Origin of the sequence: Baekduia sp. (genome assembly GCF_035685985.1) — a bacterium.
Taxonomy (GTDB): Bacteria; Actinomycetota; Thermoleophilia; order Solirubrobacterales; family Solirubrobacteraceae; genus Baekduia.
This window is the reverse complement of the sequence record NZ_DASRZV010000020.1, coordinates 44,940-62,823: the sequence shown is the minus strand read 5'-3', so window position 1 is coordinate 62,823 and position 17,884 is coordinate 44,940. Positions and strand designations below refer to the sequence as shown.

Here is a 17,884-nt window from a genome sequence, read left to right as displayed (position 1 = left end):
ACGCGGCCGCGCCTAGGCGCGACGGCGTCCTTCTCTGGGCGTTCCCTGCCAATCCCTGCACGAACTTCATCCGCTTGCCCGGTCCGTTCCCTGACGGCGTCGCCGTCCGACCACCTACCTGAGTGAACGTATCACCGGACCCTGGGATTTCGCCAAGGGCATGGTCATCCGATCGATGCATCATGTCCCTGCCAACTGGTCGGCCGACGAGCGGATGCGGTCGTTGAGGACCGAGATGTCGACGGTGCCGCCGCTGCGGACGACGTCGAGCGCCTCGCGCGCCGACCGGTCGCGTGGGGCCAGCGCCACGGCGCGGGCCAGGAGCCGCTCGGCCGTCGCGGGGTCGCGCCGCACCGAGGCGATGGCGCCCAGCTCGAGCGTCGCGTACTGATCGCGCGGGTTGCGGTCCAGCGCGTCGGAGAACGCGGCCTTGGCGCGATCGAGGTCGCCGTAGCGCAGCGCGATCGACCCCTTCACCGACGCCGGACGGTCGGAGAGCGGGTCGAGGTCGGCCGCGCGATCCAGGCGCGAGTAGGCCTCGAACGGCCGCTGGGCCCAGATCTGGCCGGCGCGCTCGACGTCGCGCTCGGCCAGCCACGGGCCGGCGAGCACGAGCGCGGCGACGACCGCCGCCGCGCCGCCGAGCACCAGCGCGACCGGGCCCGGGCGGCGCACCCACGCGCCGCCGCCCGCGGCCGCGGCGGCGTCGGCGTCGGCGTCGGCGTCCGGAACGGCCTCCGGGGCGACCGCCGGCCGCGGCGCCAGCGCGCACGCCAGACCGAGCAGCGCGAACGCGGGCGCGCCGAGGCCCGCCCATTCCCAGAACCAGTCGGTCATGCCGTGCGCGACCCAGTAGGCGAAGGCGATCACCGCGCCGCCGGCGACCGTCGCGGCGAGCGGGTCGGAGCGGCGCATCGCGCGCCCCGCGGCGGCCAGCGCGGCGCCGAAGGCCCCGAGCAGCAGCAGCGTGCCGACGATCCCGGTCTGCGACAGCGTGCGCAGGACCAGGTTGTGCGGGTAGCTCGGCGTCTCGGGCGAGTCGCCGAGCCGCAGGTAGTCCTGGAAGAAGTTGTCGGCGCCGACGCCCGCGATCGGATGGTCGGCGAAGAGGTCCAGCGACACCCGGTAGAAGTCATAGCGGTTGGACCCCAGCCCGGCCGTCAGGCGGCTCGACGACCCCGTGTTGTCCTCGTAGCCGCCCTTGAACGAGTCCCACGCGTGGTCGACCCGATGCACCGGGTTGCCGACCGCGACCAGCCCGCCGACCGCCCCGAGCGCCACGCCGGCGACGACGAGCGCGCGCCAGGTCGTCCGGATCCGCTGGGCCGTGCGCTCGGCCGGCGGGCGCAGCGATTCCCAGGCGCCGGCCGCGGCGACGATCACGCCCGCCACGACCGCCATCAGCAGCACGACCTTCATCGCCGACGCTCCCGCGTCGGCCACCGCGCCGTCGGCGTCGATCGCGTCGCCGACGTCCAGGACCTTGGGCACGGCCAGCGCGGCGAGGCCCGCGATCGGCAGCAGCGCGGCGACGTGGCGCAGGCGCCCCGGGACGAAGATCAGGAAGACCGCGACGCAGGCGGGCAGCGCCAGGATCGAGCCGCGCGACTGGCTCAGCAGCGCGACGTCGGCGAGCACGACGCCCAGCGCGGCGGCCCCGCCCCGCAGGACCCACGGCACGCGGGCCGAGGCCGCGAACGCCACCGCCGGCCAGAAGGCCATCAGCCACGTCGCCGCCTCGGCGTTGGGGTAGCCGATCGGCCACAGCAGGCGGTCGTTGCGCCCGAACAGCGCCGCATGCGGGTCGGCGAGCGTCCCCAGCCGGATCAGCGTGATCAGCGCGAGCACGCCGATCCCCGCCGTCCACAGGCCGAGGACCCAGGCCGCGGTGGCGGGCCGCTGCGGCCACAGCGCGAAGAGCGCGAAGACCACGAGGTACAGGAGCGTGCGGTTGGCGCCCTCCAGCGCGGCGCCGCCGTCGTGGGCCCAGGCCAGCGACAGATAGGACCACGCGGTGAACGCGGCCAGGAGCACGACCGCCGCGCGGACCGCGCCCGGCACCGCGCGCCAGCGCAGGCCGAGGCCGCCGCCGGTCGCCGCCAGCAGCGCGATCAGCGCGATCCCGCCGGGCGCCCAGCGCGTGACGGCCTGGGCGCCGTCGAACGGCGTCCAGGCCAGGAAGACGGCGACCGCCAGGAGGGTCGGCACCGTGACCGGCGCGGCGCGCAGCCTCGCGAGCACGGTCGGCGCTACCCCTGCAACTTGGCGTTGATGGCCTTGATGGTGGCGTTGAGCTCGCGCGCGACCCGCTCCAACGCGTCGGGCAGCGTGCCGCGCACGGCCAGGCCGCTCTTGACGCTGCCGTTGCTGAGGCGGTCTCGTGCTTGTCGCACCACAGCCCCGTATTCGGCCACCTCCCGCACGAACTGTTGGTGGAGCTGGTCGAGGCCACTCGGCGGGTCGATCGCGCGCAGGTCGCGGACCGCCGTGTCGACGGCGGTCTCGTAGACCTTCAGCGTGGCGCGGTCCTGCGCCGGCGTGGAGGTCGCGGTGATGCGCTCGTTGAGCTGCGTCACCCGCTTCAGGAGCGCGTCCTGCGCCTGGTTGAGCGAGGTGACGTAGTCGTCCTTGGCGCCGTCGCCGCCGCCGCAGCCGGCCAGGAGGGCCGCCGCGATCAGGACGAGCAGGATGGACGCGCGGGCCCGCATGCGGCGGTTGACCATAGCGGCCGGGCGCGCGGGAACATGCCGGGTGTGCGCTGGTTGGTGGACGGGATGAACGTGATCGGGACGCGGCCGGACGGCTGGTGGCGCGCTGGTCGAGCGCGTGCGGGCGGCGGGCGCGGAGGTCGAGGGCGCGCGGGCGTTCCGCGCGCGGCTCTACCCTGACGGCTGACCATGGCGCGGCTTCCCGACGGCGACCGTCCCCCGCACGACGGCACGCTGCCGGCGGCGGCCCTGCGCGGCCTCGGCGCGCCCGGGCGCCCGTTCGGCGTCTACGTCCACGTGCCGTACTGCACGACGCGCTGCGGCTACTGCGACTTCAACACCTACATCCCGAGCGAGGCCGGGCCGGAGGGCTACGTCGGCGCGGTCGCGGCGGAGCTGGCGCTGGCGCGGCGGGTCCTCGGCGACGCCGCCCCGCCCGTGGCGACCGTCTTCGTCGGCGGCGGCACGCCGACGCTCCTGCCCGCCGCCGACCTCGCCGCGGTCGTCGCGCTGATCGACGAGCACCTCGGCCTGGCGCCCGGCGCCGAGGTCACCACCGAGGCCAACCCGGAGTCCGTGGACCCCGCGAAGCTCGCCGCGCTGCGCGCCGCCGGGTTCACGCGGATCTCGCTCGGCATGCAGTCCGCCGCGCCGCACGTCCTGGCGACGCTCGACCGCCACCACACGCCCGGCCGCGCGGTCGCCGCCGCCCGCGAGGCCCGCGCCGCGGGCTTCGAGCACGTCTCGCTGGACCTCATCTACGGCACGCCCGGCGAGACCGCCGCAGACTGGCAGATGTCCGTCGAGACCGCCCTGGACGCCGACCCCGACCACGTCAGCGCCTACTCGCTGATCGTCGAGCCCGGGACCCGCCTGGCCGCCCGCGTGCGCCGCGGCGAGCTGCCGACGCCCGACGACGACGTGCTCGCCGAGCGCTACGAGACGACCGAGGCGCTGATGGCCCAGGCCGGGCTGGGCTGGTACGAGGTCTCCAACTGGGCGCGGACCGCCGCCGACCGCTGCCGCCACAACATGGGCTACTGGGCGGGCGGCGACTGGTGGGGCGTCGGGCCGGGCGCGCACTCGCACGTCGGCGGCGTGCGCTGGTGGAACGCGCTGCACCCGGCGCGCTGGATGGCCGCGCTGGCCGACGGCGCCTCGCCCGCCGCCGGGCGCGAGACGCCCGACGACGACGCGGCGCGCCTGGAGCGCGTGATGCTGGAGGTCCGGCTGCGCGACGGCCTGGCGCTCGACGCGACCCAGCGGGACGCCGCCGCGCGGCTCGCCGACGACGGCCTGCTGGAGCTGGACGGCGACCGCGCGGTCCTCACGCTGCGCGGCCGCCTGCTCGCGGACCGCGTGACGCTGGCGCTGGCGGGCTGACGGCGGCTACGACGCCGCGTCGCCCAGCAGGCGCTCGACGAGCACGCAGTCCTTCCACTCGCCGTCGAGCCGGCCATGGCGGCGCTGGAGGCCGACGATCGTGAAGCCCGACCCCTCGTGCAGCGCGATCGACGCCGTGTTGGTGGAGAAGATCCGCGAGGTCAGCTTGTAGAGCCCGGCCGTGTCGGCCGCCTCGGCCAAGGCCTCCAACAACGCGTGCCCGACGCCCAGGCGCCGCGCGTCCCCGGCGACGTAGACCGCGTGCTCGCCGATCCCGGCGTAGACCTCGCGCTCGGAGTAGTTGACCACCTTGGCGAAGCCCGCCACGTGCCCGTCGACCTCGGCGACGAGGATCGGCAGCGACGCGACCGTCCACCCCGCGACCTCGGCCTTGCTGCGCGGGCGCGTCTCGAACGTCGCCGCCCGGTTGGCGATCCCCTCGTTGTAGATCGCGGCGATGCGCTCGGCGTCGCCGGGGTTGGCGGGGCGGATCGTGATCGGCGCGGCGCTGTGCAGGGGGCGGATTCTACGAAGCGGGTTCGGCTGCCCGCACGTCGTGGTGCGGCCAGCAGGCGGAAGACCCCCGCTGAGACCAGGGTGATACTGGAAACCCGCCGGGCCGCGCCTAGGTTCGCCGCCATGACTCCGGTGCAGCTCTCCCGACCCTCCTTCGACGGCCCCGTCCGCCTCGACGCCGGCGACGCGGCCTTCGCCCGTCGCCTGGCCCACGGCGACGCCTGGGCGCTGGACGCGATCTACCGTCGCCACGCGCCCGCCCTGCGCCGCTTCGCCCGGCGCTACGTCGGCGCCGAGCACGCCGAGGACGCCGTGCACGACGCGCTGGCCCGCACGCAGCAGGCGCTGCTGGGCCGCGGCCGCGTCGTCGAGCTGCGCCCGTGGCTGTTTCGCTGCGTGCGCAACGCGTGCCTCTCGGAGCTCGACCGCGCCGCCCGCCGCCACGCCGCCGACACGGACGTCGAGCCGGCCGCGGCGGGCGGCGCGGACTGCTGCGACGTCGCGTCGCGCAACGAGCAGCTGCGGGCCGCGCTGACCTCGATGGCCCAGCTGCCGCCGCGCCAGCGCGAGGCGCTCGCGCTGCGCGCGCTGGACGGCCACGGCTACGACGAGCTGGCCGCGCACTTCGGGGTCAAGGAGAACGCGGCGGTGCAGCTCGTGCACCGCGCGCGCCGCAACCTGACCGCGCTCGTCGCGGCATGAGCGCGACGGCCGTCATGCCCTCGTTCGACCGCCTCGGGCTGCTGAACGACATCAAGGCGGGGTACTACCGCAGCGAGATGGCCCCGCGCCGCGACCCCAAGACTCTGGAGCGTCAGCAGGACGACCGCGCCCGCGACGAGGACCGCTTCGCCCGCGAGGCGCGGCAGCCCGCCGAGGAGCGCGCGCACCGCCGCCGCGCCGACAAGGCCGCCTACCTGCGCGACAAGCTCGCCGAGGCCGAGCGCGCCGACCGCGAGCAGGACCGCTAGCCGACCGGCGGCGCCGCCGCGTCGCCCTGCTCGTTGGACGGCGCGGTCGAGGACTGCGGCGCGGCGCTCGACGGCGCGGGCGTCGTCTGGGCGGGCGTCGTCGGCGTCGGCGTCGGCGTGGTGACGGTCTCGGTCTGGGTGACCGTCCGTGGCGTCGTCGGCGTCGTGGAGGTCGTCGTCTTCTGCGTCGACGTCTTCGTGGTCGTGGACTTGGTCGTCGACGTGCGGTGGCGGTGGCCGCCGCCGCCGAAGATCGTGGTCTTGTTCGAGCCGCCCAGCGACTGGCCGGCGATCAGCTCCGGCACCGTGAACGCCAGCACGGCGATCCCGAAGCCCAGCAGGCCGGTGATGACCGCCAGGCGCCAGCGCAGCCTGCGCCCGCGCGTGGAGTACACGCGGACCGGCCCGTGGTCGCCGGGGACCAGCACCGGCGCGGGCGCCTCGTCGGGCGGCGCCTGGCCCGGCTCGACGTCCGCGACGAGGCCGGCGTCGTCGGCCCCGGCGCGCGTCCACCGCGACGCCGTCGGGACGACGTTCGTGATGACCTCGGTCGGCCGGCGCAGGCCCTCCTTGACCAGCGCGACGATGACAGGGGTCATCGCGGCGCTGAACAGCGTCCCGGGCGCCCAGATCTTCGATGTCACGTAGGCCGCGGCGGCGGAGGCGATCGCGCTGATGAACAGCGTCGCGACGTCGAGCCCCTCGCGCCGCGGCGGAGGTTCCTGCGAGGCCATGCGGCCTCGAAGCTAGCGAACGGCGGCGGTCAGCCCTCGGCGGTCTTCTTCAGGCCGTCGGCGGCATCGCCGAGCAGGAAGTCGCGCACCTGGCCCTCGACCGGGCCGCGGATGAGCATGCCGAGCATCCGGCCCGGGTCGACCTCCAGCGCGTAGGTGGCGCGGGTGCGGTCGCCGCCGAGGTCCTCGAGCGTCCACCAGCCGTCGAGCGCCTTGACGTCGCCCTTCTCCTGGCGCCAGCGGATCTCCGTCGGCGCGTTGTAGGTGAACGACAGCTTGGTCTTGACCGTCTTGACCTTCGCGTCGTTGACGGTCTCGACGATCTTGGCGCGGCCGTCGCCGTCGCGCTCCAGGACGTCGACGTCCTTCATCGCGCCCATCCAGTCGACGGAGCCCTCGATGTCGGCGGCGATGTCGAAGACCTTCTGGATCGGCGCGTCGATCTCGACCGAGCGCTCGCCGGTGATCTTGCCCATGGCGGGACCGTACCCGTTTGCGGTGTCTAGATGTACCGCTCGGCGGCGCGGCGGGCCGAGGCGCCGTAGGAGCCGCCGAACAGCACGGCGTGCACGAGCAGCGGCAGCAGCTGGTAGAGGTCGACGCGCTCGGCATGGCCGTCGGCGCGCGGCCAGACCTCGTCGTAGGCGCGCTCGAACGACGGTCCGGGGTTCCCGAACAGCGTGAGCATCGCCAGGTCGATCTCGCGGTGGCCGCCGTAGGCCGCCGGGTCGATCAGCCACGGGCGGTCGTCGACGTCGGCGTGGACGTTGCCCGACCAGAGGTCGCCGTGCAGGCGCGCGATCGGCTCGGGCGGTCCGGCGAGGTCGGCGATCCGGTCGGCGACCGACTCGACGGCCTTGACCCCTGCGGCGTCCAGCGCGCCGCGGTCGGCGGCCATGCGCGCCAGCGGCAGCAGGCGCGAGGCGGCGTAGAACGCCGGCCAGTCGTCGGCGGGCGCGTTGGGCAGCGTGAGCGGGCCGAGGACGTAGGCCTCGCCGTCGCGGCCCGGCGGCAGCGCGCCCGCCCGCGGCGCGCCCGCGCGGTGCACGGCGGCCAGCCCGCGGCCGAGCTGCTCGGGATCGGGACGGCCGCCGCCCTCGACCCACTCCAGCGCGAGGAAGCCCTCGCCGACGGCCAGGACCTCGGGGACCGGCAGGCCGCCGGCGTCGCGCAGCCAGTCCAGGCCCGCGGCCTCGGCGGCGTAGGCGCCCGGCGCGGCGTCGGACGCGGTCTTGACGAAGAACGGCGTGCCGTCGGCCAGGCCGCCGAGGTAGGCGTCGTTGAGGTCGCCGCCGGGGATCGCGTCGAGCGCGACGACCTCCTGGCCCAGGGCCGCGGCGAGCGCGTCGCGGGTCACGGCGCGGCGGCGCCGCCGCTGATCGCGCCCTCGGCGCGCAGGTGCGCCAGCAGGCCCTCGCAGGCGTCCTGGATCAGGTCCAGCACGTGCTCGAAGCCGTCCGGGCCGCCGTAGTAGGGATCCGGGACCTCGAGGTCGCCCGCCGCGACCGACTTGGGGTCGAACTCCCGCAGCAGGTGGACCTTGGCCGCTGCCTCGTCGTCGGGCGCGCCGGCGCGCAGCGACGCCAGGTTCCGCTCGTCGGCCGCCAGCAGCAGGTCATAGGCCTCGAAGTCGGCCTCGGTCACCTGCCGCGCCGCGCCCGCCATGACGATCCCGCGCTTGGCCGCGGTCGCCGTCGAGCGCGCGTCCGGCGGATCGCCGACGTGCCAGCCGCCGGTCCCGGCCGAGTCGATCTCGATCTCGTCCTCCAGGCCCTCGCGCGCGACGACCGCGCGCATCACGGCCTCCGCGGTCGGCGAGCGGCAGATGTTCCCCATGCAGACGAAGAGCAGGCGCATCGCGTACAGGACTATCGCACCGCGCCTTGGGGTTCTCGCCCTTGACCATGGTGTAGGTGAACGCGCGAGGCGTGGCCCTTGCGCGCGACCGGTGATCGCGAGCTTGGCCTCGGGCGAGAGGATCCCTGGTCCTCCGTCTAGGCTTGCGTGCCGCCATGCCGCCCACCCCGCTGATCACCGCCCTGCGCGTCCGCTACGTCGAGTGCGACATGCAGGGCCACGTCTTCAACGGCCACTACCTGACGTACTTCGACATCGCCCACACCGAGGCGCTGCGGTCGGCGCTGGGCGTCTCCTACGGCGAGTTCGTGGCCGAGCACGGGGTCGACTTCGTGGTCGCCGAGAGCGGGGTGCGGTACCTCGCTCCCGCCCATTTCGACGACGTTCTCGAAATCGTGGTCACATTCGAGCCGCCCACGAGTTCCTCCTTGATAAGCCGGTTCGCGATTCGCCGTGACGGGACGGCGGTCGCGGCCGGCTTCTTACGTCACGTCTGCGTGGACGCGCGCGAACACGTCAAGACGCCGTGGCCGGACGCGTTCCGGCGCGCGCTGGAGCCTTACGTGGACGACGACGCGGGCTCGAACGACGCGGACACGCCGTCGCGGCCGACGTAGCCGTCGGCGCCGCCGACGCAGTAGTACACCGAACTCGCCGTCGCCCACGTTCCTCAGCGCACGGACGGTGGACGGGTCGACGCGGGCCAGGCCGCCCTCCTCCAGGCGGTGGCGCGTGCCGTCGCCGAAGCGGATCTCGATCGCCCCGCGGTGCACGAAGTAGACCTCCTGCTGGCGCTCGTGGGCGTGCGGGTCGGTCTCGTAGCCGGGCGGCAGGACGATCGCGTTGACGCCGAACGCGGTGACGCCCAAAGGCGCGCGGACCTTGCGCATTCCGGGTCCCTCTCCGAGGTCGGAGAGATGGCCGATCGCGTATCCGTCTCCGGTCGTGATGCTCATCGGGTAACTCTATGGGCATGCCCTACGTGCCTGCTGAAGATCGCTACGCGGATCCGACCCTCTACCGCCGCACCGGCCGCTCCGGCCTGAAGCTGCCGGCGATCTCGCTCGGCCTCTGGCACAACTTCGGCGACGACCGGTCGCTGGAGTCCCAGCGGGCGATCGTCCGCCGCGCGTTCGACCGCGGGATCACGCACTTCGACCTGGCCAACAACTACGGGCCGCCGGCGGGCAGCGCCGAGGTCAACTTCGGCACGCTGCTGGCGACCGACCTGAAGGCCTACCGGGACGAGCTGGTGATCTCGACCAAGGCGGGCTACGACATGTGGCCCGGGCCCTACGGCGAGTGGGGCTCGCGCAAGTACCTGCTGTCGTCGCTGGACCAGTCGCTGCGGCGCATGGGCCTCGACCACGTCGACATCTTCTACAGCCACCGCTTCGACCCCGACACGCCGCTGCACGAGACGATGGGCGCGCTGGCCACCGCGGTCCAGCAGGGCAAGGCGCTCTACGTCGGGATCTCCTCCTACTCGGGCCAGCGCACCGAGGAGGCCACGCAGATCCTGCGCGACATGGGCGTCCCGCTGCTCATCCACCAGCCGTCCTACTCGCTGCTGAACCGCTGGGTCGAGGAGGACCTGCTCGACGTCCTGGAGCGCGAGGGCGTCGGCTGCATCGCGTTCTCGCCGCTCGCGCAGGGCATGCTCACCGACAAGTACCTCGGCGGGAAGATCCCGGCGGGCTCGCGCGCCGCCGAGGGGCGCTTCCTCACGCGGGACATGATCACGGCCGACGCGCTGGCCCACGTCGAGGCGCTCAACGGGATGGCCTCCGAGCGCGGGCAGTCGCTGGCGCAGATGGCGATCGCCTGGACGCTACGCGACGAGCGGGTGACGAGCGCGCTGATCGGCGCGAGCAGCGTCGAGCAGCTCGACGAGAACCTCGCGGCGCTCGACAACCTCGACTTCTCCGAGGGCGAGCTGGCGACGATCGACCGGCACGCGGTCGACGCCGGGATCAACATCTGGGCCCAGTCCTCGGCGCGCTGAGCGGGCCGACCACCTGACCCGGGGGTGTGGCGGACCGTACCCGCGACCGGGTGCCTGCTCCGCTGCCCGGAGGCTGGGCGGCGGCGAGGATCCGCCGATGCAGTCGCACGCGCACCACATCCAGGCCATCCTGGCCCGGGAGCTGGACCTGCACGCCCGCCAGGTCGCGCTGGTCCAGAGCCGCCTGCTGACCGTGCCGCCGCGCAGCCCGGGGATTGCTGCGGGGCCGCGAGCGCAGCCGGCGGGCCAGCGAGCCTGAGCACCGGGGCCGGCCTCAGGCGTTGACGACGCGCCTGGCCGGCCCCGCGTCGGCGACCGCATACGTGCCGGCACCGACGACGGCGCTGACGACGGCCACGGACGGCCACGCGCCGATCGCGTGCCCGAGCACGTGCGAGGCGACGAACGCCGCGAGGTAGAGCCCGACCAGGCCGGCCGTGCGACCGACGCCGACGCGCTCGCGCCACCGCAGCGCGCACCAGCCACAGCCGGCGATCAGCACGACGCCGCCCAGCGGCCGGACGCCCGTCGCCTGCGCGACCGCGAAGCCAAGCGCCAGCGAGCCGGCGGCGACGGGCCACGTGGGGGCGTTCGCGAGGCGACGGCGGGGCATGAGGATCACGGTACCGCTCGGGCTCCGCGCCGTGCCCAAGCGGCCGTGCGGGTCACTCTATGACGAACTATTCGTCATAGAGTGACCCGGATCCCCTCGGCTGCCTAGTTCAGCCGCGACAGCAGGCGCTGGTGCATCGCGGTCTGCGCCGCGCGTGACGTCCCGTCCACCGGCAGCGCCAGCAGCAGCGCGCTCGCGGTCAGGCTGCGCGTCAGGTCCCCGGAGCGCTCGGCGGCCGTCGTCACCTGCCGCAGCACCACGCCGGTCGCCTCGTGCGCGCAGCGCCACGACAGGTCCTCGCCCAGCTCGCGCGGATCCAGCAGCGCCTCCACCCGCGAGGGATCGACGACCGCACCCGGGCCGTGCCCGCGGTGGGCGACGTACAGCCGCAGGTTGTGGCCGACGAGGTCGACGGGCCAGCCCGCGCGCTGGGCGACCGCCACCAGCGCGACCGCGACGCCGACCGGATGGCCGCGCCCCTCGCGCAGGACCTCCGGCAGCAGCAGCGCGCCGTCGCGCCGGGGCCGCAGCACCCGCGCGGCCAGCGCCCGCAGCGCCTCCAGCTGCTCGCCCGGCGAGCGGACGTCGCCCAGGCCGCGCGCCAGGACCCCCAGGGAGCGCCGCGCCGCCGACAGCGCCACGCCGTCGACGCCCAGCTCCGCGGCCAGCTCCAGCGCCAGCGACTCCTGCGGCGGGCACTGCTGCCCGGCCAACCGCGCGAACTCGCTCATCGCTAGCGCCGCGAGTAGAACTCGACGATGAGCTGCTCCTCGATCGGCGCGGGGATCTCCCGCCGCTCGGGAAGGCGCAGCACCTTGCCGGTCAGACCGTCGAAGTCGGCCTGCAGCCACGGCCCGACGCCGCTGGTCAGCTCGGTCGCCTCGCGGATCAGCGGCTCGACCGGCGTGTCGGCCTTGAACGTGATCACGTCGTCGGGGCGCACCAGGTAGGAGGCGATGTCGACGCGCCGCCCGTTGACCATCACATGGCCGTGGCCGACGAACTGCCGCGCCTGCGCGCGCGTCGAGGCGAAGCCCAACCGGTAGACCACGTTGTCCAGCCGGCGCTCCAGCGTGACCAGCAGCTCCTCGCCGGTCCGCCCCGCGTGGCGCTCGGCGCGCGCGACGTAGCGGCGGAACTGCTTCTCGCGGACGCCGTAGTAGCGCTTGGCCAGCTGCTTGGCGCGCAGCTGCGTGCTGAAGACCGTCGGCTTGTTCGGGCGCCGGTTGCCGTGCTGGCCCGGCGGCAGCGGGCCGCGGCGCGCCAGCGCGCTCTTGCCGTTGATGGCCCGCAGGCCCTTGAGGTACAGCTCGACGCCTTCGCGCCGCGAGAGCCGCTCGACCGGCCCCGTGTAGCGTCCCACGCTCTAACTCCTACTGTGGCGGTTGGTCATCCTTAGGGCACCCTAACAGCTTGCCGGGGACATGCCGAGCCGCCGGGACCTGCCTTGGCGCGGCGGGCGTCATGATCCCGTCCGTGATCGCGTGACCACGACCGCTCCCGTCGTCGTAGTGGGCATCGACATCGGCACGACCAGCGCGAAGGCCGGCGCCTTCGACGCCGACGGTCGCGAGACCGGCTCGACCGAGATCGCCTACCCGCTCACCGCGCCGCGCCCGGGCTGGGCGGTGCAGGAGCCCGGCGTCGTGGTCGACGCGGTCGTGGCCGCGACGCGGCAGGCGCTCGCCGCGGCGCGCGCCGCCGGGCTGGACGTCGCGGGCCTGTCGTGCTCGACCGCGATGCACTCGCTGATCGGGCTGGGCGACGACGACGCGCCGCTGACCGACATCGTCACCTGGGCCGACCAGCGCGCCGCGCCGCAGGCCGAGCGGCTGCGCCGCGAGCGGCCCGAGCTGCACGGGGCGACCGGCACGCCGCTGCACCCGATGGCGCCGCTGACCAAGTTGGTGTGGTTCCGCGAGGAGGAGCCCGCGCGCCGCGCGCGCGCCGCGCGCTGGGTCGGCGTCAAGGAGCTGATCGTCCACCGGCTGACCGGCGCGTGGCTGACCGACCACTCCACCGCGTCGGGCACCGGCCTGCTGGCGCTCGGCACGCTGGAGTACCACGACGACGCGCTCGCGGTCGCGGGCGTCCGGCGCGAGCAGCTCCCCGACGTCGCGCCGAGCAAGCACATCATGTCGCTCAGCGCCGACGGCGCGAAGGCGCTGGGCTGCCCGCCCGACCTGCCGTTGGTGCTCGGCGCCGGCGACGGCCCGCTGGCCAACCTGGGCGTCGGCGCGACCCGGCCCGGCGTGGCGGCGTGCTCGATCGGCACGTCGGGCGCGCTGCGCCTGATGGTCGAGAAGCCGGTGGTCGACCGCAAGGGCCGCGTGTTCTGCTACGCCTTGACCGAGGACCGCTGGGTCGTCGGCGGGGCCATCAACAACGGCGGCGTCGTGCTGCGGTGGATCCGCGACGCGCTGACGCCCGAGCTGGGCGCCGACGACGATCCCGAGACCGAGCTGATGAACCTCGCCGCGCAGGCGCCGCCGGGCAGCGACCGCCTCGTGATGCTCCCCTACCTGCTCAGCGAGCGCGCGCCGCACTGGTCGACGCTGCCGCGCGGCGCCTACGTCGGGCTGACGCGCGGCCACCGCCGCGAGCACCTCGTTCGCGCGGCGATCGAGGGCGTCTGCCAGCAGATGGCGCTCGTGCTCGCCTCGCTGCGCGACGCGGGCAACGCGGTCGACGAGATCCGCGCCACCGGCGGCTTCGCGCGCAGCGCGCTGTGGCGCCAGATGCTGTGCGACACGCTCGGGCAGCCGGTCGGCTTCCCGGACGGCCACCAGGGCAGCGGCTTCGGCGCCGCGCTCCTGGGCATGGAGGCGCTGGGCGCGATCGGCTCCTTCGACCGCGCCGCCGAGCTCATCGCCCTCGACGAGGTCCGCGAGCCCGACCCCGGCGCCGCCGAGACCTACAAGAAGATGTTGCCGGTCTTCGACGGGCTCTACGACGCGCTCGCGCCCGCCTTCGCGCAGCTGCGCGACCTATAGGCCTCGCTGCAAGTTCCCCTGCAGGTGGCAGGGGTTCACGCCGCTAGCGTGACGCCGTTGCCGCTCCGCCGGGCCCTCATCCTCGCGCTCTGCGCGCTGCTCGTCGTCGCCGTCTCCGCCAACGGGGCCAGCGAGTCCGGCCTGCGCTCGAAGATCCACGCGGGCAAGCAGCGCGAGGCCGCGCTGGGCGACGCCGCCGCGCACCTGCTGCGCCTCGAGCACGCGTCGCAGAAGGAGCTGACGATCATCGAGGGGCGCCTGGCCGACGCGCAGGCGCAGCTGAACGCCGCGCAGGCGCGCCTGACCCGGACGCAGACCGACCTGGCCGCCGAGCGCAAGCGCCTCGCGCGCCTGAAGCGGCGCCTCGCCGAGTCGCGCACGCGGCTGACCGAGCTGCTGCGCGAGCGCTACATGTCCGACAAGCCCGACCTCGTCACGGTCGTCCTCAACTCCCAGGGCTTCGGCGACCTGCTGGAGCGCATGGAGTTCTACAAGCGCGTCGAGGACGCCGACACCGAGATCGTCGACGTCGTCAAGGACGCCCGCGCCGACGCCGGCCGCGAGACCTTCAAGCTGACCAAGTTGGAGGCCAAGCGCCAGGAGCAGACGATCGCCGTCCAGCGCGAGCGCAACGCGCTGGCCGGGATGGAGGCCGCCGCACAGGCCCGCCGCGACGCGCTGGCCCAGGCGCGCGCCGCCCGCCTGGCCGCGCTGCACGCCACGCGCGCGTCCCGCAAGTCCGCCGAGAAGACGCTGCGCAAGCTGCTGGCCGCGCGCGCGAAGGCCGCGACGAGCAACGTCGGCCCCGGCGGACCCTGGGCGATCCCGTGGGCGATCGTCCAGTGCGAGTCGGGCGGCCAGAACCTGCCGCCCAACTTCGCGGGCGCCAGCGGCTACTACCAGATGATGCCCGCGACCTGGGCGGGCCTCGGCGGCTCGACCTCCGCCGCCTACAAGGCCTCCAAGGCCGAGCAGGACCGCCTCGCCGCCAAGTTGTGGAACAACGGCGCCGGCGCCTCCAACTGGGTCTGCGCCGCGCTCGTCGGGATCATCTAGGCCGCCCCGCCCCTACGGCCGCCCGTTGACCTTCAACATCGTCTTGCCGCGCTTGCCGGTCCGCACGGCCGTCGTGTAGACCGACAGCTTCAGCGGCACCGGCTGGGCGCCGGAGAGGTCCGACATCGCCTGGCGCGCCAGGCGGCGCACGCCGTCGGTCGGCACGACCGCGCCGCGCGTGAACGCCACGCGCAGGCGCCGGGCGCCGATGCCGGGCGCGCGGACGACGAGCTTGCCCTTGGCGAACGTCCAGTGCTTGCGCGCCAGCAGCTTGCCGTTCATCCGCGCGTGCACGCCGCGCGCGGCGCGCGCGGTCCGGGCCGACAGGCCCTTGGGCACGACGATCGTCACGCGGCGCAGCGGGTGCGGGTCCGACGGCTCGGGCGTGACGTCGATGCCGACCTGCGGCTTGGCGGTCGACAGGCCCGACGCGTCGGCGCGCACCAGCGCCCCGGTGCGGCAGGCGGCCGCGTCGATCAGCGGCTGCCGCGACACGCGGGCGCCGTCCTGGGCCAGCAGCGACGCGTCCGACGGCGCGAAGCTCGACGCGCACAGGTCCGCCATGTTGGTGAACGGCCCGATGTGGCCCTTGCGGCCGCCGTAGAAGTCGAGCGTGAAGTCGGTCAGCGGCACGTCGGGCAGGTTCTTGAAGTGCGCCTCCAGGCGCCCGGCCTGCGGGCTCAGCCGCAGCTCGCCGTCGAGGCGGATCATCACGCCGTCGCCCTTGAGGTACACGCTGACGTACGGCAGGCCGACCCCTCCCTCGTCGGGCACGGGCGTCCCGGTGTTGCTCAGGTAGACCGGCCCGCTGAGCTTGTCCTTCAACAACGGGCTCACCGCGTAGGCGGTGCCCAGGCGCGCGTCCGGCGGGCACGCGTCGCGCGCGAGCTGGCCGGGGTCGCAGATGCCGTTGTTGAGCGAGGTCGGGTTGGGCTGGAGCCCGGCGGAGACCAGCAGCGTGACGTCGGCCAGCGCCGAGTCGCTCGCGGGCTTGGTGATCCGCGTGCGGAACGGCGGCTGGCCGTTGGCGGCCTTGACGTCGGGGTCCTCGATCGACGTCCGCACCGAGGGCCGGAACTTCAGCGCGCCGCACTGCGTGGCCTGGAACGGCCCGCTGCCCGCGCCCTGCGTGCCGTCGACGCCGGTGATGCCGACGTCGAACGTGCGCGCGCCGCAGCCCGACGGGTTCTGGAGGAAGCCCTTGCGGTCGATCGTCAGCTGCAGCCGCCGCAGCGCGAGCGGGAAGCCCTGGAACGCGTCGGGCAGCGTCGCGGTCACGTGCACGCGCCCGTCGGTCTTGCCGAGCGTCAGGTAGTTGGGCAGGACGAAGTGCCCGAGGTCGATCGGGCCGACCTTCACCGGCAGGTCGAGCCACAGCCGGGCGACCGACGTCGACGTGCCGGTGCCGAGGTAGAGCTTGCCCTTGAACGTCACCGGCAGCGGCCCCGAGCCCGCCTGCGCGGTGATGTCCCCGATCTCGGTGTTCGACGGGCACGCGCTGGCCAGCGCCTTGGCCGTCGGGCACATCGGGACGCTGAAGACCTTGCCGACCAGGCCCGAGGGCATGACGACGTCCAGCGCCTTGGGACGGCGCGAGTCGGCGGGCCGGCGGATGTCCAGCGACAGCGTGCCCGACCCCATGGCCTTGGTCGAGGACATCTTCCCGGTGACCGCCGGCTGCTCCTTGGGCGTGCAGCTCCCGGCGCCGTCGTCGGAGAACGACGTGGTCAGCGACGTCGTCACCGCGTTGCCGGTGCTGAACGGCGTGGCGGTCGTCGAGGACGTGTAGTCGCCGCAGGCCGGCGGCGTGGTCAGCACGCCGCGCGCGCCGCCGAAGAACGTCAGCAGGAAGCGCGTGTAGGGCACCTGCGGCAGGCCGTCGAGGACCGTCGTGATCTGGCCGGTGTCGTCGTTGAGCGTGACGTTGCCGACGAGCTTGACCGTGACGCCCTGCTTCTGGGCGTAGAAGTAGATCTGGTACGGGTGGCCGGTCGTGCGCCCGAAGTAGACCTTGCCCGACACGACGCCCAGCAGCGGGTTGTCGAACGTCACGGTGCCGATCTGGGACTTGTCGGGGCACTTGATCGGGTCGTCGCCCTGCTTGCCGAACTGCGCGGGCGAGCAGAGCAGCAGGCCGCCGTCGGCGAGCGCCGGGTTGAAGCCGAAGCCCGTGGGCAGGCGCACGACGGCCTTGGACGTGTGCGACGGCGCGCGGCCGTCGACGTTCTCGGGCATCGTCAGCCCGATCGTCGCGCCGGTCGGCTGGTCGATCCCGTGGCTGTCGAAGTCGGCGACCTGCTGCGGCGGATAGGGATCGGAGTCGCAGTTGGTGGCCCGGTAGGGCGCCTTGGCGGTGACCGGCTTGCTCGACGCGTAGGAGTCGATCGTCACGCTGACCGAGTTGGGCGCGCACGACGTCGGGTTGACGATGAAGAACGGCCCGGCCGGCGTGGTGCCGTCGAGCGTCAGCGACATCGACGTGATCGTCAGCGGGATCCCGTTGAGCTTGTTCGGGATGTTCTTGATGACGTTGACGAGCCCGTAGTCGCTGTCGTCGCGCACGTCGATGTCGACGGGCAGGACGATCTTGCCCAGCACGCCGCCCACCGGCCGGACGACGATGCCCAGGCGCGCCGGGCGGTTGGACGGCGGGACGACGTTGTAGACCGTGCCGGTCGACGGCACGTTGAGCGGGATGCCGAGCGCCTGCGCCATCACCGTCGTGGAGCCGACCTCGCTGGCCGGCGGGCACGCGTCGGCGTTGAGCTGGGTCTCGGTGCACTGCGGCACCGCGCGCGGGTTGCCGAGCAGGCCGGTCGGCAGGTTGACCGTCACGTCCTTGAGGTCGTCGCTCGCGTTGGTGAACGAGACGCTCAGCGTGAAGTTGCTGTGGGCGCCCGCCGACGGGTCGACCGACGTGAGGCTGACGTCGCCGATCCCGATCGCGTGCGCGCGGGCCGGGAGCGCGACGAGCGTCAGCGCCCCCAGCAGCAGCACGGCGATCAGCGCGCGCGTCGTCCTTGCCAGACCCCGGTCCCCTGCCAGCAC

Annotated in this window: 19 protein-coding genes and 1 pseudogene; 8 read left to right on the top strand and 12 right to left on the bottom strand. The window is 74.2% G+C overall.

Annotation, left to right across the window (positions count from 1 at the left end):
• Positions 1–180 precede the first annotated feature (180 nt).
• Positions 181–2,241, bottom strand: a complete 2,061-nt coding sequence (locus tag VFG42_RS10770; RefSeq protein ID WP_324908184.1) for an O-antigen ligase family protein — start codon at positions 2,239–2,241, stop codon at positions 181–183.
• A gap of 8 nt (positions 2,242–2,249) precedes the next feature.
• Positions 2,250–2,708 carry a hypothetical protein gene (locus VFG42_RS10765; RefSeq protein WP_324908182.1) on the bottom strand — a complete coding sequence of 153 codons (459 nt, stop codon included), beginning with the start codon at positions 2,706–2,708 and terminating at the stop codon, positions 2,250–2,252.
• Positions 2,709–2,897: 189 nt separating this feature from the next.
• Between VFG42_RS10765 and hemW the strand changes: the two genes are divergently transcribed.
• Complete coding sequence (gene hemW, locus VFG42_RS10760; protein WP_324908180.1) at positions 2,898–4,091, top strand: radical SAM family heme chaperone HemW; 1,194 nt, start codon at positions 2,898–2,900, stop codon at positions 4,089–4,091.
• Between the two features lie 6 nt (positions 4,092–4,097).
• On the opposite strand, the gene VFG42_RS10755 is transcribed toward hemW, so the two are convergent.
• A complete protein-coding gene (locus VFG42_RS10755) occupies positions 4,098–4,820 on the bottom strand; it encodes an arsinothricin resistance N-acetyltransferase ArsN1 family A (RefSeq protein ID WP_324908178.1) in 723 nt (240 codons plus the stop codon).
• Here VFG42_RS10755 and VFG42_RS10750 point away from each other — a divergent pair.
• Together VFG42_RS10750 and VFG42_RS10745 are read left to right on the top strand one after the other, a co-directional pair.
• Complete coding sequence (locus VFG42_RS10750; RefSeq protein WP_324908176.1) at positions 4,731–5,309, top strand: sigma-70 family RNA polymerase sigma factor; 579 nt, start codon at positions 4,731–4,733, stop codon at positions 5,307–5,309. The two genes, VFG42_RS10755 and VFG42_RS10750, sit on opposite strands and share 90 nt — an antisense overlap.
• On the top strand, positions 5,306–5,578 hold the full coding sequence (locus VFG42_RS10745; protein WP_324908174.1) for a hypothetical protein: 273 nt from the start codon (positions 5,306–5,308) through the stop codon (positions 5,576–5,578). Before VFG42_RS10750 ends, VFG42_RS10745 begins: the two co-directional genes overlap by 4 nt.
• Here VFG42_RS10745 and VFG42_RS10740 read toward each other — a convergent pair.
• Genes VFG42_RS10740 through VFG42_RS10725 form a run of 4 tightly spaced genes read right to left on the bottom strand, consistent with a single transcriptional unit; the run spans position 5,575 to position 8,178 of the window.
• Positions 5,575–6,312, bottom strand: coding sequence for a hypothetical protein (locus tag VFG42_RS10740; RefSeq protein ID WP_324908172.1), 738 nt, complete (start codon positions 6,310–6,312; stop codon positions 5,575–5,577). The genes VFG42_RS10745 and VFG42_RS10740 overlap by 4 nt on opposite strands.
• A gap of 29 nt (positions 6,313–6,341) precedes the next feature.
• The gene (locus VFG42_RS10735) at positions 6,342–6,788 is read right to left on the bottom strand and encodes a type II toxin-antitoxin system RatA family toxin (RefSeq protein WP_324908170.1); all 447 of its coding nucleotides are present in this window, start codon (positions 6,786–6,788) and stop codon (positions 6,342–6,344) included.
• A 26-nt stretch (positions 6,789–6,814) separates the two neighbouring features.
• Positions 6,815–7,669, bottom strand: coding sequence for a fructosamine kinase family protein (locus tag VFG42_RS10730; RefSeq protein WP_324908168.1), 855 nt, complete (start codon positions 7,667–7,669; stop codon positions 6,815–6,817).
• Entirely contained in the window at positions 7,666–8,178 is a 513-nt protein-coding gene (locus tag VFG42_RS10725; RefSeq protein ID WP_349260411.1) for a low molecular weight protein-tyrosine-phosphatase, read from the bottom strand. Before VFG42_RS10725 ends, VFG42_RS10730 begins: the two co-directional genes overlap by 4 nt.
• 134 nt (positions 8,179–8,312) lie before the next feature.
• Here VFG42_RS10725 and VFG42_RS10720 point away from each other — a divergent pair, with 134 nt between their 5' ends.
• Complete coding sequence (locus tag VFG42_RS10720; RefSeq protein WP_324908164.1) at positions 8,313–8,786, top strand: thioesterase family protein; 474 nt, start codon at positions 8,313–8,315, stop codon at positions 8,784–8,786.
• A gap of 42 nt (positions 8,787–8,828) precedes the next feature.
• On the opposite strand, the pseudogene VFG42_RS27520 reads toward VFG42_RS10720, so the two are convergent.
• Positions 8,829–9,059: pseudogene (locus VFG42_RS27520) on the bottom strand (cupin domain-containing protein); the annotation flags it as partial.
• Positions 9,060–9,142: 83 nt separating this feature from the next.
• Between VFG42_RS27520 and mgrA the strand changes: the two are divergent.
• The gene (mgrA, locus tag VFG42_RS10715; RefSeq protein WP_324908162.1) at positions 9,143–10,174 is read left to right on the top strand and encodes an L-glyceraldehyde 3-phosphate reductase; all 1,032 of its coding nucleotides are present in this window, start codon (positions 9,143–9,145) and stop codon (positions 10,172–10,174) included.
• Between the two features lie 97 nt (positions 10,175–10,271).
• The gene (locus VFG42_RS10710; protein ID WP_324908160.1) at positions 10,272–10,433 is read left to right on the top strand and encodes a hypothetical protein; all 162 of its coding nucleotides are present in this window, start codon (positions 10,272–10,274) and stop codon (positions 10,431–10,433) included.
• Positions 10,434–10,448: 15 nt separating this feature from the next.
• Here the strand turns inward: VFG42_RS10710 and VFG42_RS10705 are convergent, their stop codons facing one another.
• From VFG42_RS10705 to rpsD, 3 genes are all read right to left on the bottom strand, one after another.
• Complete coding sequence (locus VFG42_RS10705) at positions 10,449–10,787, bottom strand: hypothetical protein (protein ID WP_324908158.1); 339 nt, start codon at positions 10,785–10,787, stop codon at positions 10,449–10,451.
• 104 nt (positions 10,788–10,891) lie between these two features.
• Positions 10,892–11,518, bottom strand: coding sequence for a transglutaminase family protein (locus tag VFG42_RS10700; RefSeq protein ID WP_324908156.1), 627 nt, complete (start codon positions 11,516–11,518; stop codon positions 10,892–10,894).
• Between the two features lie 2 nt (positions 11,519–11,520).
• Positions 11,521–12,150 carry a 30S ribosomal protein S4 gene (gene rpsD / locus VFG42_RS10695; RefSeq protein WP_324908154.1) on the bottom strand — a complete coding sequence of 210 codons (630 nt, stop codon included), beginning with the start codon at positions 12,148–12,150 and terminating at the stop codon, positions 11,521–11,523.
• Positions 12,151–12,271: 121 nt separating this feature from the next.
• On the opposite strand from rpsD, the gene VFG42_RS10690 reads away from it, so the two are divergent.
• Both VFG42_RS10690 and VFG42_RS10685 read left to right on the top strand, forming a co-directional pair.
• Positions 12,272–13,780 carry a gluconokinase gene (locus tag VFG42_RS10690; RefSeq protein WP_324908152.1) on the top strand — a complete coding sequence of 503 codons (1,509 nt, stop codon included), beginning with the start codon at positions 12,272–12,274 and terminating at the stop codon, positions 13,778–13,780.
• Positions 13,781–13,837: 57 nt separating this feature from the next.
• Positions 13,838–14,836 (top strand): transglycosylase family protein, encoded by a 999-nt coding sequence (locus VFG42_RS10685; RefSeq protein WP_324908150.1) that lies wholly within the window; start codon positions 13,838–13,840, stop codon positions 14,834–14,836.
• 12 nt (positions 14,837–14,848) lie between these two features.
• Here the strand turns inward: VFG42_RS10685 and VFG42_RS10680 are convergent, their stop codons facing one another.
• A complete protein-coding gene (locus VFG42_RS10680) occupies positions 14,849–17,884 on the bottom strand; it encodes a hypothetical protein (RefSeq protein ID WP_324908148.1) in 3,036 nt (1,011 codons plus the stop codon).